This is a genomic window from Noviherbaspirillum sp. Root189, from assembly GCF_001428545.1.
In the GTDB taxonomy this organism is placed as follows: domain Bacteria; phylum Pseudomonadota; class Gammaproteobacteria; order Burkholderiales; family Burkholderiaceae_D; genus Noviherbaspirillum.
Genome location: NZ_LMHZ01000014.1, coordinates 90,277 through 103,910, shown reverse-complemented (window position 1 = coordinate 103,910; position 13,634 = coordinate 90,277). Strand labels below are relative to the sequence as shown.

14 protein-coding genes and 1 riboswitch are annotated in these 13,634 nt (G+C 58.1%); of the genes, 9 read left to right on the top strand and 5 right to left on the bottom strand.

The genetic code is table 11. The annotated features are described in order from the left end of the window. Window positions 1–7 precede the first annotated feature (7 nt). Complete coding sequence (locus ASE07_RS11140) at window positions 8–574, top strand: 5-formyltetrahydrofolate cyclo-ligase (protein ID WP_057290889.1); 567 nt, start codon at window positions 8–10, stop codon at window positions 572–574. A gap of 146 nt (window positions 575–720) precedes the next feature. Here ASE07_RS11140 and metF read toward each other — a convergent pair whose 3' ends face one another. The 5 genes from metF to metK all read right to left on the bottom strand — a co-directional run bounded on the left by metF (window position 721) and on the right by metK (window position 5,818). Next, a complete protein-coding gene (gene metF, locus ASE07_RS11135) occupies window positions 721–1,557 on the bottom strand; it encodes a methylenetetrahydrofolate reductase [NAD(P)H] (protein WP_057290888.1) in 837 nt (278 codons plus the stop codon). Beyond that, entirely contained in the window at window positions 1,554–1,895 is a 342-nt protein-coding gene (locus ASE07_RS11130) for a phage holin family protein (RefSeq protein ID WP_057290887.1), read from the bottom strand. The genes metF and ASE07_RS11130 overlap by 4 nt, the downstream gene beginning before the upstream one ends. Before the next feature lie 180 nt (window positions 1,896–2,075). Then, window positions 2,076–3,494, bottom strand: a complete 1,419-nt coding sequence (gene ahcY, locus ASE07_RS11125) for an adenosylhomocysteinase (RefSeq protein ID WP_057290886.1) — start codon at window positions 3,492–3,494, stop codon at window positions 2,076–2,078. 33 nt (window positions 3,495–3,527) lie between these two features. Next, window positions 3,528–3,606: riboswitch (S-adenosyl-L-homocysteine riboswitch) on the bottom strand. A gap of 67 nt (window positions 3,607–3,673) precedes the next feature. Beyond that, complete coding sequence (locus ASE07_RS11120) at window positions 3,674–4,651, bottom strand: M14 family murein peptide amidase A (protein ID WP_235548432.1); 978 nt, start codon at window positions 4,649–4,651, stop codon at window positions 3,674–3,676. A gap of 3 nt (window positions 4,652–4,654) precedes the next feature. Beyond that, the gene (gene metK / locus ASE07_RS11115) at window positions 4,655–5,818 is read right to left on the bottom strand and encodes a methionine adenosyltransferase (RefSeq protein ID WP_057290885.1); all 1,164 of its coding nucleotides are present in this window, start codon (window positions 5,816–5,818) and stop codon (window positions 4,655–4,657) included. Between the two features lie 204 nt (window positions 5,819–6,022). Here metK and ASE07_RS11110 point away from each other — a divergent pair, with 204 nt between their 5' ends. From ASE07_RS11110 to ASE07_RS11075, 8 genes are all read left to right on the top strand, one after another. Beyond that, window positions 6,023–6,874 carry a lysophospholipid acyltransferase family protein gene (locus tag ASE07_RS11110; protein ID WP_057290884.1) on the top strand — a complete coding sequence of 284 codons (852 nt, stop codon included), beginning with the start codon at window positions 6,023–6,025 and terminating at the stop codon, window positions 6,872–6,874. Then, window positions 6,874–7,773, top strand: coding sequence for an LpxL/LpxP family acyltransferase (locus tag ASE07_RS11105; RefSeq protein WP_057290883.1), 900 nt, complete (start codon window positions 6,874–6,876; stop codon window positions 7,771–7,773). The genes ASE07_RS11110 and ASE07_RS11105 overlap by 1 nt, the downstream gene beginning before the upstream one ends. Window positions 7,774–7,837: 64 nt before the next feature. Next, window positions 7,838–8,689: a diaminopimelate epimerase gene (gene dapF / locus ASE07_RS11100; protein WP_057290882.1), complete on the top strand. Its 852-nt coding sequence runs from the start codon at window positions 7,838–7,840 to the stop codon at window positions 8,687–8,689. Between the two features lie 196 nt (window positions 8,690–8,885). Further along, window positions 8,886–9,554 carry a DUF484 family protein gene (locus ASE07_RS11095; protein ID WP_057290913.1) on the top strand — a complete coding sequence of 223 codons (669 nt, stop codon included), beginning with the start codon at window positions 8,886–8,888 and terminating at the stop codon, window positions 9,552–9,554. Then, complete coding sequence (locus tag ASE07_RS11090) at window positions 9,547–10,530, top strand: tyrosine recombinase XerC (RefSeq protein WP_442946064.1); 984 nt, start codon at window positions 9,547–9,549, stop codon at window positions 10,528–10,530. Before ASE07_RS11095 ends, ASE07_RS11090 begins: the two co-directional genes overlap by 8 nt. Before the next feature lie 133 nt (window positions 10,531–10,663). After that, entirely contained in the window at window positions 10,664–11,866 is a 1,203-nt protein-coding gene (locus ASE07_RS11085; RefSeq protein ID WP_057290881.1) for a class I SAM-dependent rRNA methyltransferase, read from the top strand. Window positions 11,867–11,995: 129 nt separating this feature from the next. After that, window positions 11,996–12,481 (top strand): Fur family transcriptional regulator, encoded by a 486-nt coding sequence (locus tag ASE07_RS11080; RefSeq protein WP_057290880.1) that lies wholly within the window; start codon window positions 11,996–11,998, stop codon window positions 12,479–12,481. Window positions 12,482–12,493: 12 nt separating this feature from the next. Beyond that, the gene (locus ASE07_RS11075) at window positions 12,494–13,543 is read left to right on the top strand and encodes a CobW family GTP-binding protein (RefSeq protein WP_057290879.1); all 1,050 of its coding nucleotides are present in this window, start codon (window positions 12,494–12,496) and stop codon (window positions 13,541–13,543) included. Window positions 13,544–13,634 lie beyond the last annotated feature (91 nt).

Below are 13,634 nucleotides of genomic sequence, written 5' to 3'. Positions count from 1 at the left end.
CATCACTATGCCGGAATCAAGTTCAGTCAAAACCGCGTTGCGTCGGCAACTGCTTGCCAACAGACAAGGCATCGCCGCGGAAGTTCGTCGCCATTCGGATCGTTTGATCGGCGAACGCTTGCTCGCGTGGCTGGAATGGCATCCTGTCGATGTACTCGGTGTGTATTGGCCAATACGGAGTGAACCGGATTTATCGGAAGCTTATGAGGTACTCGCTGCGCGTGGTGTAAAACTGGCATTACCAGTTGTCGTGGAAAATAATGCCTCGCTTCGCTATAACGCATGGACGCCGGGCGAGCCGATGCAAAAAGACGCGTTCGGCGTTGCCATTCCGGTATCCTCGACTGCCGTCGCACCGCAGGCTATTCTTGTTCCCTGCGTCGGTTTCAACCGCCAGGGTTTTCGTCTCGGGTATGGCGGCGGGTTTTACGATCGCACACTTGCCGCCGAAGCCCGCCCGCTTGCGATTGGTATTGCTTACACAATGGCGATGGTGAGCTTTGCGCCAGACATCCATGACATTGCGCTCGACGTGGTCATGACCGAATCGCTGCAGCTTGAGGCTGGGGACTAAGCTTGGAAGGTCATGCGCTCGCTGTGCTTCAATGCCAATACAATTTTCATAAAAAAAGCGGCACGATGTGCCGCTTTTCTTTTCAGTACTTCGTCAGTAGTTGGCACTTCAATACGCCAATGCCGCAATACTAAAGCTGCATCATTTCATGCCGACAGATTCAGCCGCTTCCACAATGCCGTGGTTGCCGCAGCCTGGTTCAAGGTATAGAAATGCATGCCCGGTGCGCCGCCAGCCAACAGCCTTTCGCACAATCCCGTCACGACGTCGAGCCCGAAGGCTTTGATCGATTCGGTATCGTCGCCATAGCTGGCCAGCTTGAGGCGAATCCAGCGCGGGATTTCGGCGCCGCACATGTCGGAGAACCGCATCAGCTGCGAATAGTTCGTAATCGGCATGATGCCGGCGACAATAGGTACGTCGGCACCGGCCTTGCGCGCGTCGTCGACAAACCGGAAATAGGCGTCGGCGTTGTAGAAGTACTGGGTGATCGCCGCATTGGCGCCGGCATTCACCTTGCGCACGAAGCTTTGCACGTCATCCTGCGGCGATTTCGCTTGCGGATGGGTTTCCGGATACGCGGCTACTTCGATGTGAAACCAGTCACCCGTTTCGGCGCGAATGAATTCCACCAGTTCATTGGCATAACGGAACTCGCCCGACGCGCCATAACCGCTCGGCAGGTCGCCGCGCAGGGCAACCAGGCGGCGGATACCATTCGCTTTGTACTCGTTGAGAATGGCCCGCAGGCTGTCACGCGAACTGCCGATGCATGACAGATGCGGCGCCGCTTCATGCCCTTCGCGCTGGATGTCGAGCACGGTTTCAAGCGTGCCCCTTTGGGTGGAACCGCCCGCGCCGAAGGTCACCGAAAAATATTTCGGCTGCAGTTCGGCCAGTTTCGCGCGCGTGATGCGCAGCTTTTCCACGCCTTCGGGCGTCTTCGGAGGATAAAACTCGATGCTGAAATTTTTCTGTGTCATTTTTTGAGCAAGAGACCAGAGAGTGCCCACGAGATAAGGCTGTACAGGATGGCGCCGCCAACGGCGGACCACAAGCCCGCGACATAAAAACCGCTGACGAAATTGGCTACCAGCCAGAACATGATGCCGTTGACAATAAAAATGAACAGCCCCAGTGTCAGCAGCGTGACCGGAAGCGTCAGCAACAACAGGATGGGACGGATCAGTGTATTGACGAGTCCGAGCACCAGGGCCGCGATCAACGCCACCACGAAGTTTTCGATATACACCGTCTTCAACAGGTAAGGCACCGCGAACAACGCCGCGGCATTGATCAACCAGGTAAGCAGCAAACGCATGTCGACCTCCTCTCGCCGGCAATGCAGAAACAGGGAGCCCGGCTGTGCGGCAAGCACAACCGGGCCAAGCAACTACGGACTTGCCTGAGCAGACAACCGCGACGCTCGCCAGCGGCAAGGATGCAAACGAAACCACTGCGCCCTGCCCTGGCAATGCGCCGCCGAAGCGGCTTGGCTATGTTAGTAGCGGTAGTGATCCGGCTTGTACGGACCGCTCTGCTTCACGCCGATGTAGCTGGCCTGCTCTTCAGTCAGTTCAGTCAGTTGTGCATTCAGCTTTTTCAACTGCAGGCGCGCGACCTTTTCGTCCAGGTGCTTCGGCAGCGTATATACGCCAACCGGATACGCCTTGGTGTTAGTGAACAGTTCGATCTGTGCAATCGTCTGATTGGCGAACGACGAGCTCATGACATACGACGGGTGGCCGGTTCCGCAACCGAGGTTGACCAAGCGGCCTTCCGCCAGCAGGATGATGCGCTTGCCGTCGGGGAAAATCACGTGGTCCACTTGCGGCTTGATGTTTTCCCAAGTGTATTGCTTCAAGGCGGCGACTTCGATTTCATTGTCGAAGTGACCGATGTTGCAGACAATCGCCTGGTCTTTCATCTTCTTCATGTGCTCGTGCGTGATCACATGGTAGTTACCGGTTGCGGTGACGAAGATGTCGCCGTGTTCGGCGGCATAGTCCATGGTGACGACGCGATAGCCTTCCATGGCGGCCTGCAGCGCGCAGATCGGATCGATTTCAGTCACCCATACCTGTGCCGACAAGGCGCGCAATGCCTGTGCCGAACCCTTGCCCACATCGCCATAGCCAGCGACCACGGCAACCTTGCCCGCAACCATGACGTCGGTGGCGCGCTTGATGCCGTCGACCAGCGATTCACGGCAGCCGTACAGGTTGTCGAACTTGGACTTGGTGACGGAATCGTTGACGTTGATGGCGGGGAAAGCCAGCTTGCCTTCCTTGTGCATCTGGTACAGGCGATGCACGCCGGTCGTGGTTTCTTCGGTCACGCCCTGGATTTTCGACAGGCGGGTCGAGTACCAGGTCGGATCGGTGGCGAGCTTCTTTTTGATCGAATTGAACAGGCAGACCGCTTCTTCCGAATCCGGCTTGGCGAGGACGCTGATGTCTTTTTCAGCACGGGTGCCAAGATGCAGCAGCAGTGTCGCGTCGCCGCCGTCGTCGAGGATCATGTTCGAAAATTCGCCGTTCGGCCACTCGAAGATGCGGTGGGTGAAGTCCCAGTATTCATCCAGATTTTCGCCCTTGAATGCGAATACCGGTGTGCCGTTGGCAGCGATGGCTGCAGCGGCATGGTCTTGTGTCGAGTAGATATTGCACGATGCCCAGCGTACGCGTGCGCCAAGCGCTTCCAGTGTCTGGATCAGCACGGCGGTCTGGATGGTCATGTGCAGCGAGCCGGTGATCAGCGCGCCCTTGAGCGGCTGCGCAGCGGCGAATTCCTCACGGATGGCCATCAGGCCAGGCATTTCCGTTTCGGCAATTTTGATTTCCTTGCGGCCCCAGTCGGCAAGACTCAGATCGGCGACGAAGAAATCCTGGGATGTGGTGTTCGAGATAACGGCGCTCATCACGCCCTCCTTTCCTGATAAAGATAGAAAAAAGTAACGTGAGCGCCGTTGCGAAAAAGATATCCAAGCCTGACACGATGTGGAACACCGTGCTGCAACGCTCCTTGGAATAAAAGATTATACCGTAGTCCTGCTGGCCCGAAGTCCAAAATGCTTTAGCGTTCGGGCTTGTTTTCAGGTCAGTGCTCGACCAAGACCTTCGATGCAATGCGCGGTCCCGGGACATCGAACTTGCCGGCCTTTGACGGCGCATCGCGCGCAATCCAGACCAGCATATCGCCCCAGATCCGCTGCACCTCATCCGATGGCGGCATCTTCAGCGCATTCGGCAATTCAATCGTAATCACCGGCACGTTCTTGTGCATCCCGCCATAGTTGCCCAGGGAACCGGGATAAACGCCGACGCGGCTGAAATGCAGTCGGCCGAATTTTCGCGGGGCCTTGGCCGGGCCATCGAAATCGAGCACGCCGAAAGGCGCATGGACCGAGATGATGACATCCGGCCGGAAGCGTTCCATTTCTTCATTGAGCCAACGGGTTTCCGGTTCCGACAGCGGCGACTGGCCGGGGAAACGACGCGGATCCTTGCCGGTCGTCTTGGTCCAGTAATGTTTGGCATCCTTTTCCCATCCGGGTGTTGGGAAATTGCGGTTGAGATCCACGCCGTTGGCATTCACGCGCTGCGGTTTGTGCGCGAGCAAACCGTCCGGATTGACCACCGGTGCAATGTGCCAATGAAATTGTTGCGCGGCCGGCGTTGGCAGCCACTTCATCCATTCGAAAACGATGGCTGCAGCGGTCAATTCATCGCCATGGATCCCGCCCAGCAGCAAAACGCGCTTCGCTTCCTGCTTGCCATTGGCCGCAGCGGGAACCGTACGCATCAGGATGGGAAAACCCTTGCGTGACATGGCACCGACCGGAACGAGACCGCCGGCCTTGCAGCTGGCGACAGAAATGCCGGGCAAGCGCGGCGTCAGGCGCTCACACCAGTCAGGATTGACTGCTGCGGGGGCAGCGGAGACAGAAGGTTTAGAGGCTGGAGATGTGGTGGCCGCATTACCCGGCACAAGGGCTGCGGCCAGCGAAACTGCGGCGGCGGTCTGGCAGATCCGCATGATCGACAGAGAGTGCCGATACCGCCGCCGTGTGGACATAGTTTACAAACCGGCAGCGGCGCGTAACGCTGCGGCCTTGTCGGTCCGCTCCCACGAGAACTCCGGCTCTTCACGGCCAAAGTGGCCATAAGCCGCAGTCTTGCCGTAGATCGGGCGCAGCAGGTCCAGCATCTGCACGATGCCCTTGGGACGCAGGTCGAACAATTCCTGCACCAGTTGCGACAGATGCTCGTCGCTGATCTTGCCGGTACCGAAGGTAGTCACCATGACCGAAGTCGGACGCGCGATGCCGATCGCGTAGGACACCTGGATCTGGCAGCGCTTTGCGAGGCCTGCGGCAACGATGTTCTTTGCGACGTAACGACCGGCATAGGCGGCGGAACGATCCACCTTGGACGGATCCTTACCGGAGAATGCGCCGCCGCCGTGCGGTGCTGCGCCACCGTAGGTGTCGACGATGATCTTGCGGCCGGTGAGGCCGCAATCACCCTGCGGACCACCAATCACGAACCGTCCGGTCGGATTGATCAGGTAACGCGTATTTTTCAGCCATTCCTGCGGGACGACCGGCTTGATGATTTCTTCGATCGCGGCTTCTTCAATGGTCTTGTGCTCGATCTCGGGCGCATGTTGCGTCGACAGCACGATGGTATCGATGGCGACCGGCACGCCATCGACATAACGCAGTGTGACTTGCGACTTCGCATCCGGGCGCAGCCAGGGCAGGCGACCGTCCTTGCGCAGTTGCGACTGGCGCTCGACGATGCGGTGGGCATAGTAGATCGCGGCCGGCATCAGTTCCGGGGTCTCGTCGCAGGCATAGCCGAACATCAGGCCTTGGTCGCCCGCGCCCTGATCAAGATCGATGCCCTTGCCTTCGTCGACGCCCTGGGCGATGTCCGGGGATTGCTTGTCGTACGCGACCAGTACGGCGCAGCTCTTGTAGTCAATGCCGTAGTCGGCATTGTCGTACCCGATGCGCTTGATGGTGTCGCGGGCGACGGTAATGTAATCGACATTCGCGGTGGTGGTGATTTCGCCGGCCAGCACGACGAGACCGGTGTTGCACAGCGTTTCGGCTGCGACACGGGCTTTCGGGTCTTGCGTCAGGATTGCATCGAGGATTGCATCCGAAATCTGGTCGGCGACCTTGTCAGGATGACCTTCGGAAACGGATTCGGAGGTAAAGAGGTATTCGTTTGCCATCGCAGGCTTCCTATCAATAGTTGGTGAGGACCATGTCGCGGCCATAACCAATGTGCCTGCGACGCTTTAGCGAAATTTGTATTCCGCCTCGCAAGTTGTCATTAACTCGGCGGATATCCGCTTCATATCATACAAAATGAATTGGATCATGTGATATTTTACGCGTCTGGAAAAAAATCACAAAATTTTCTAAAGCGCATCTTAATGCTCGTCATACTTTTTCGCCTGCTCGCCAGGTTGCCGTTGCCGGTGTTACATGCAATCGGCGCAATCCTTGGCTGGCTGGTCTACCTGTTGACACCTTCTTATCGGCGCAGACTAAAAAACAACATCGAGGCGGCGGGCTTCGGAGAGCATTTATCGTCGGCAATTAGCGAGGCTGGCAAGAATGTCATGGAACTCCCATTCGTCTGGTGCGCAGATCCGCAGCGCGTGGCCAGCAGCGTGCGCATAGAAAACTGGGAGGTCGTGGAAGCCGCGCTACAAACCGGACGTGGTGTGGTCTTTCTTACGCCCCATCTCGGCTGCTTCGAAATCACAGCACAAGTCGTCGGTGCCCAAAAGCCCCTCACCGTGTTGTATCGCCCGCCGCACAAAGCTGCGCTCAAACCCTTGATCGAAGGCGCACGGGCACGTGGCAAACTGAAGCTGGCGCCGGCCAATCTGTCTGGCGTACGGATGTTGCTGAAAGCCTTGCGCCAGGGCCAACTGATTGGATTGCTGCCGGATCAGGTGCCGCAAAACGGCGAAGGTATATGGGCACCTTTTTTCGGCAGGCCCGCCTACACCATGACCTTGCCGGGCAAACTGCAGCAGATGACTGGTGCGGTGGTCATCATTACCTTTGCGGAACGGCTGCCTCATGGCAAAGGTTATGTCATGCGTATGGTGGAACTGCCCGGGGCGCTTGGCGAATCAGCGCTGACGCAGGCTACCGCTGCCAACGCCGCCATGGAACACATGATTGCGCAATGTCCGGCACAATATTTCTGGAGCTACCACCGATACAAGGTTCCGGACGGCGTCGCTCCTCCCAACGAACAGGAAACTGATTAATGAGATTGCTGCTAGGCCTGATGTGGCTGCTGCACTGGCTGCCCCTTCCCGTTTTAGGCCGCATTGGCGACGCGATCGGCACTTTACTGTTTGCGACAGTACGTTCACGCCGCAAGATTACGCTCACCAACCTGCGGCTGTGCATGCCTGAGATATCTGAGCGCGAGCGACACAATATCGCAAGGAAACATTTCCAGGGCTATGCACGCAGTGTGCTGGAGCGCGGCATATTGTGGTGGGGTTCCGACGCACGTCTGAAACGCTTGCTGGTGATTGAACCGGGCGTGCCACTTGAAGCCATTGCGTCAGGGCCGACCATCCTGCTTTGTCCGCATTTTGTCTGCCTCGATGTCGCCGGCGTCGCCGTGATGCTCGAGTCAGCCTTGTGCTCCATCTATACCCGTCAGCAAAATCAGGTATTCGATGAAGCGCTGCGCAAGGGACGTACCCGCTTTCGCCCGGTAAAGCTGTTCTCCCGGGCGGAAGGTGTCAAACCCATCATCCGTGCAATGCGGGAAGGTTTGCCTTTTTTCATGCTGCCGGATATGGATTTCGGCGAAAAGGATGCGGAATTCGTGCCCTTCTTCGGCATTCCGGCGGCCACGCTGACCGCCCCGGCACGGATCGCTGCAGCCACCGGCGCCAAGGTGATTCCGGTCATCGCCACGTTCCTGCCCGGTTATCGCGGCTGGAGAGTCAGGTTTTTCCCGGCCTGGGAAAACTATCCCGGCACGGACATGGTGGCGGCAACACGCCATATGAATGCATTTATCGAGGATCGTGTCAGGGAAGCGCCGTCCGAATACTTTTGGGCGCACAAACGTTTCAAGACCCGGCCGCCGGGTGTGCCCAGCGTGTACGCAGCAAACAGTCCGGCCACTGTGCCGCTGGAGTCCTGAAGAACCCTGAATATCGGACGACGCTCGCAAAAATGAAATCTGCTCTAGCGACTATAATTTTCGCATGAAACTCAAATTCACCAAAATGCATGGGGCCGGCAATGATTTCGTTGTCATTGACGCGATCAGCCAGCACATCGACTTCACGCCGGAGCAATGGAAGGCGCTCGCAGACCGCCGTTTCGGCGTTGGCGCGGACCAGATGCTGGTTGTGGAAAAGCCGCAGTCGGACAATGTCGATTTCCGTTATCGCATCTACAACGCCGACGGCGGTGAAGTCGAGCAATGCGGCAACGGCGCCCGCGCCTTTGTCCGGTTCGTTACCGACAAGGGACTGACCGGCAAGCGTGCTATCAGGGTGGAGACCATGGCTGGCGTGATCGAGCCCCGACTTGAAGCCGACGGCCGTATTACCGTCGATATGGGCGCACCCATCCTGGATGCGGAAAAAGTACCGTTCAACGCTGCTGGCCTGGAAGCGAAACCGGAAGGTGGTGACAGCTTGTGGCCGCTCGACGTCAATGACAAGACCACATGGATTTCCGTCGTCTCGATGGGCAATCCGCATGCGGTGCAGGTAGTCGAGCATGTCGACACGGCGCCCGTCAATGTTGATGGCCCTGCAATTGAACACCACCCGCGTTTCCCCCGGCGGGTGAATGCCGGTTTCATGGAAATCATCGATCGCCACGCCATCAGGCTGCGCGTCTTCGAACGCGGCGCCGGGGAAACCCTGGCCTGCGGTACCGGCGCCTGCGCCGCGGTCGTCGCTGGTATTCGCCGCGGCCTGCTGGACTCCCCAGTCAAGGTGGCGACTCGCGGTGGCGAGTTGTCAATTGCCTGGGCCGGCACAGGTTCTCCGGTAATGCTGACAGGTCCGGCAGTGACGGTGTTTGAAGGCGAAATGGAAATTTGACAATCCTGCGACGCACCGCCGCGCCCTACATCCGACGCATCGGACAGTTGCGTGGCTTGCCTTTCCCTCCGAATACGGCGTCATGCGGGCCGGGATGTCGGTTAAAATCACGCCTTACCTCGGGCATGCCTTAACGCAAGAAGCAGCACGCGACAATGCAGGCCTCCGAATGCTGCGACCATCACCACACTGCGCTATGACTTACGAACTGGACTCCAACGCCGTCGCCGAATTCCTGTCGGACAATCCTCACTTTTTTGAAGAACATAGTGAACTGCTCGCGCGGGTCAAGCTGACCAGTCCTTTGGCCGGACGTGCTGTCTCGCTGCAGGAGCGCCAGATGGAAGTCTTGCGTGACAAGATCAAGTCACATGAATTACGGCTGGCGGAGTTGCTGCGCATTGCGCAGGAAAACGACGCGATCACGCAAAAATTTCTGTTGTGGACACGCTCGTTGCTGCTGGCACGCAATGATGTCGATATGCCGCATACCCTGGTCATTGGCTTGCAGACCATATTTTCGGTGCCGCACGTCACCCTGCGTATCTGGGGCGTGGCCGAGGAATTTGCCCATACCTGGTTCGCCGCGCCGGTATCGGACGATGCAAAGATTTTTTGCCATGGATTGACAGCGCCCTATTGCGGTCCCAACCAGGATTTCGAAGCTGCTGCCTGGCTCGAGGATGCCGAATCGGTCAAGTCGATCGCGATGCTGCCGTTGCGTGTCGGCGGCGCACCGGAAGCGTTTGGCCTGCTGGTGCTCGGCTCCCCCGATCCGGACCGTTTCGGATCTGAAATGGCAACCGACTACCTGTCGAAGATTGCCGAGATCGCCAGCGCCTCCATGAACTGCCTGCTTGCCTGAACACACCGTGTCACAGGAGACCAACCGGGCCCGCATTGCCGGCTACCTCGACCATCTGGAAAAACAGCGCAAGCTGTCTCCGCATACCGTTACCAATTACCAGCGCGACCTGCTCGACCTGGCGTTGATGGTGGAAGCCTTGCCGGGTTCGCTGGCAATGGCTGCAGTGGGTCACTTCCATATTCGCAAGTTTGCATCGCAGCTTCATGCAAAAGGCCTGAACCCGCGCTCAATCGCACGCAAGCTGTCAGCGTGGCGCGGCTTCTTCGAATGGCTGGCCGATCAGGAAACACTGGCCGCCAATCCGGTCGACGGTGTCAAGGCGCCCAAGCGCAGCAAGCCTTTGCCGAAGGCGCTGTCGGCCGACGATGCGGTACGCGTGGTCGCTGAAGGCACGCCGGGAAAAGATGCCCAGGCTCCCGGCCAGTTATGTAATCGCGCGATGTTCGAATTGCTCTATTCCAGTGGCCTGCGGGTATCGGAACTGACGTCGCTCGATTTGCGTTTTACGAAGGAAGGCGATTACCAGTCCGCAGGCTGGATCGACTTTGCCGAAGCCGAAGTAAATGTCACCGGCAAGGGCAACAAGCAGCGCAAGGTGCCGGTCGGCGGTCCCGCGATGGAAGCCTTGCGCGCCTGGCTGGCAGTGCGCGACACGCTGGTGCGACTGGACCCGCGCCCACTGTTTTTGTCCGACCGCGGTGTGCGAATAACGCCGCGCATCCTGCAATTCCGCCTGAAAGCCCACGCGCAGGCGCTCGGTATCCCCGCAAATGTGCATCCGCACGTGCTGCGGCACTCCTTCGCATCCCATGTATTGCAGTCTTCCGGCGATTTGCGCGCGGTGCAGGAAATGCTCGGACATGCGTCGATTGCGGCCACGCAGGTGTACACCTCGCTGGATTTCCAGCGGCTTGCACAGGTGTACGATGCTGCGCATCCGCGGGCAAAAAAGAAAGCGGATTCCGGCGCCTGAAGCGCCCTCGATGCGTCACCACAGCGCTAAAGAGTGTGGTGCACCGCATAAAACGACACTGCCATGGTGTCACGCTTCCCAATGCAATTCAGCGATACACTTCGCCCCAACAGATAACCGCGCCCGATCAGACATGCTTACCATCACTCTCAAACCCGGCAAGGAAAAAAGCTTGCTGCGCCGCCATCCATGGATCTTTCCGACCGCCATCGAACGTATCGAAGGCAAGCCGGAGGAAAAGAACAAACCGGGCACCACCGCTGTCGTGCAATCCGCTTCAGGACAATTCCTTGCCCGCGCCGCCTACAGTCCCAAGTCGCAGATCCGTGCGCGGGTCTGGAGCTTCAATGAAAACGAACCGATCGACCATGCGCTGATCAAGCGTCGCATCAAAAAAGCGATTGCCTATCGCATGGCGATGGTGAAGGGGTCCGATGCCATCCGGCTCATCTTTGGCGAAGCGGACGGTTTCCCGGGTCTGGTTGTCGACTGGTATGCGGGCAAACAGGGACACCTGGTCTGTCAATTCCAGTCCGCCGGCGTTGATGCCTGGAAAGTACCGATTGTGCAGGCGTTGATCGCGGAAACCGGTTGCCCGAATGTGTATGAGCGTTCCGACGCATCGGTGCGCGAGCGTGAAGGCCTGCCGCTGATCATCGGCACGCTGGCTGGCAATGAACCCGGCGATGAAACGCCCGTCACCGAAAACGGCGTGCGCTATGCAGTCGACATCAAGACCGGACACAAAACCGGTTTCTATGTCGATCAGCGTGATAACCGTCGACTGGTGATGGAACACGCCGCAGGTCGCGACGTGCTCAATTGCTTCTGCTATACCGGCGGCTTTTCGCTGGCCGCCCTGAAAGGCGATGCCCGCAGCGTCATATCAATCGACTCTTCCGGCGAGGCGCTTGCCATCGGAAAGCGCAATGTGCAGCTTAACGGCTTCGATCCGGCCAAAGCCGAATGGCAGGACGCGGATGTGTTCAAGGCCTTGCGTGCTTTCCGCGAACAGGGAAAAAGCTTCGATCTGATTGTGCTCGACCCGCCCAAGTTCGCCTCCTCGCCCGATCACGTGGACCGCGCCGCACGCGCATACAAGGACATCAACCTGCTGGGCTTCCAGTTATTGCGCGAAGGCGGTTTGCTGTTCACCTACTCCTGCTCAGGCGCGATCAGCGCAGACCTGTTCCAGAAAATCGTCGCCGGCGCAGCCAACGACGCCAAGGTCGATGCCCGTATCCTGAAGCGCTTGTCGGCCGGGGCCGATCACCCGATGACGACCAGCTTTCCGGAAGGCGAATACTTGAAAGGACTGATGCTGCATAAAGCGTGAAGCCTGAGGTTCCTGAGGTTCTATGCCTGGGGAAGCCGCTGCATGACGGTTTGAGAATGCCTATTTTTTGCAACTTGATTGCAAAATGCGTCATAATTTTACTTTCGCCTCCGATATCGCGGCAATCCGATGAATATCAAAGCAAAGCCATCCTACAGCCCTGCCGAAGCCAGCATTGCCCGCGCGGAAGTGCAATTGCGCGACGCGGCCGTGCGCCTCACGAGCGCGCGGGTCAAGGTGCTGGCGGCCCTGCTGGACGCCGAACGTGCCTTTTCCCATCAGGACATGCAGGACGCATTCACCGACATGGATCGCGTTACGCTGTACCGCGCACTGGATTGCCTGACCGACGCCGGTCTCGCTCACAAGATCGCGGGCGACGACCGCGTGTTCCGCTATAGCGCGGGTGCCGAACACGGCGCGCAAGGCGACGCCGCGCCGCATCATCAGCACGGGCATTTCAAGTGCACACGTTGCGCCAGGGTATTTTGCCTTGACAGCATCGCGGAAGCGGGCTTGCTGCGCAATGCGCTTGAGGAAAGCCTGGGCAAGGGCTTCCAGAGCCACGATATCGAATTCACGATCAAAGGATGGTGCGCTGATTGCGCACAATGAAAGGAAGCACCCATGACACTTGTTCCTGCCACGATCCTGACCGGCTTTCTCGGCGCCGGCAAAACCACCCTGCTCAACCGCATCCTGCGCGAACCGCACGGCTATCGCATCGCCGTGATTGAAAACGAGTTTGGCGAGGAAAATATCGACAATGAAATCCTGGTGCAGGATAGCAAGGAACAAATTGTGGAAATGAACAATGGCTGCATCTGCTGCACCGTCCGCGGCGATTTGATCGTTGCACTCGGTTCGCTCGCGCAAAAGCGTGAGGCTGGTGAACTCAACTTCGACCATGTGGTGATTGAGACAACCGGCTTGGCCAATCCGGGACCGGTTGCCCAGACGTTTTTCATGGACGATGAAGTCGCGTCGTACTTCCTGCTCGATGCGGTGGTAACCGTCGTCGACGCGCGGCATGCCATGCAGCAGCTCGATGAACATGAGGAAGCACAGCGCCAGGTCGGCTTTGCCGACAAGCTGCTGTTGTCGAAGACCGACGTGTCCACTGCCGAACAGGTCGAAGCGCTAACAGCCCGCCTCAAACGCATCAATCCGCGCGCATCAATGGCAAAAGCCGATTTTGGCAAGGTGCCGATCGGCGAGGTACTCGACCTGCGCGGCTTCAATCTCAACGACAAGCTCGAGATCGACCCGGATTTCCTGGCTGCTGAAGAGCATGCGCACGATGACCACGACTGCGACGAACATTGCGGCCACGATCACAGCGGCGACCATCACCACGATCATCATCATGCGCACCATTCGGACGATATCGCGGCGTTTGTCTTTCGCAGTGACCGCCCGTTCAACACGGCACGGCTGGATGAATTCCTGGGTGGCCTGGTGCAGGTTTTTGGTCCCCGCATGTTGCGCTACAAAGGCGTGCTCTGGATGGAGGATGCGGATCGGAAAGTGCTTTTTCAGGGCGTGCACCAGATGATGGGTACCGATATCGGTGCTAAATGGGACGACGCGGAACCGCGTGGCAGCAAGATGGTTTTCATCGGCAAAAACCTGCCCAAGGAAACGTTTGTCCAAGGTCTGGAACAGTGTTTGGTATAAACTGCTGTCGTTTTTGATTTTTATTCATGCAATAAGGAGTGTCATCTGGCAAGATATACAGGCACGTCGTATACCGCTTGATATAGCCCGG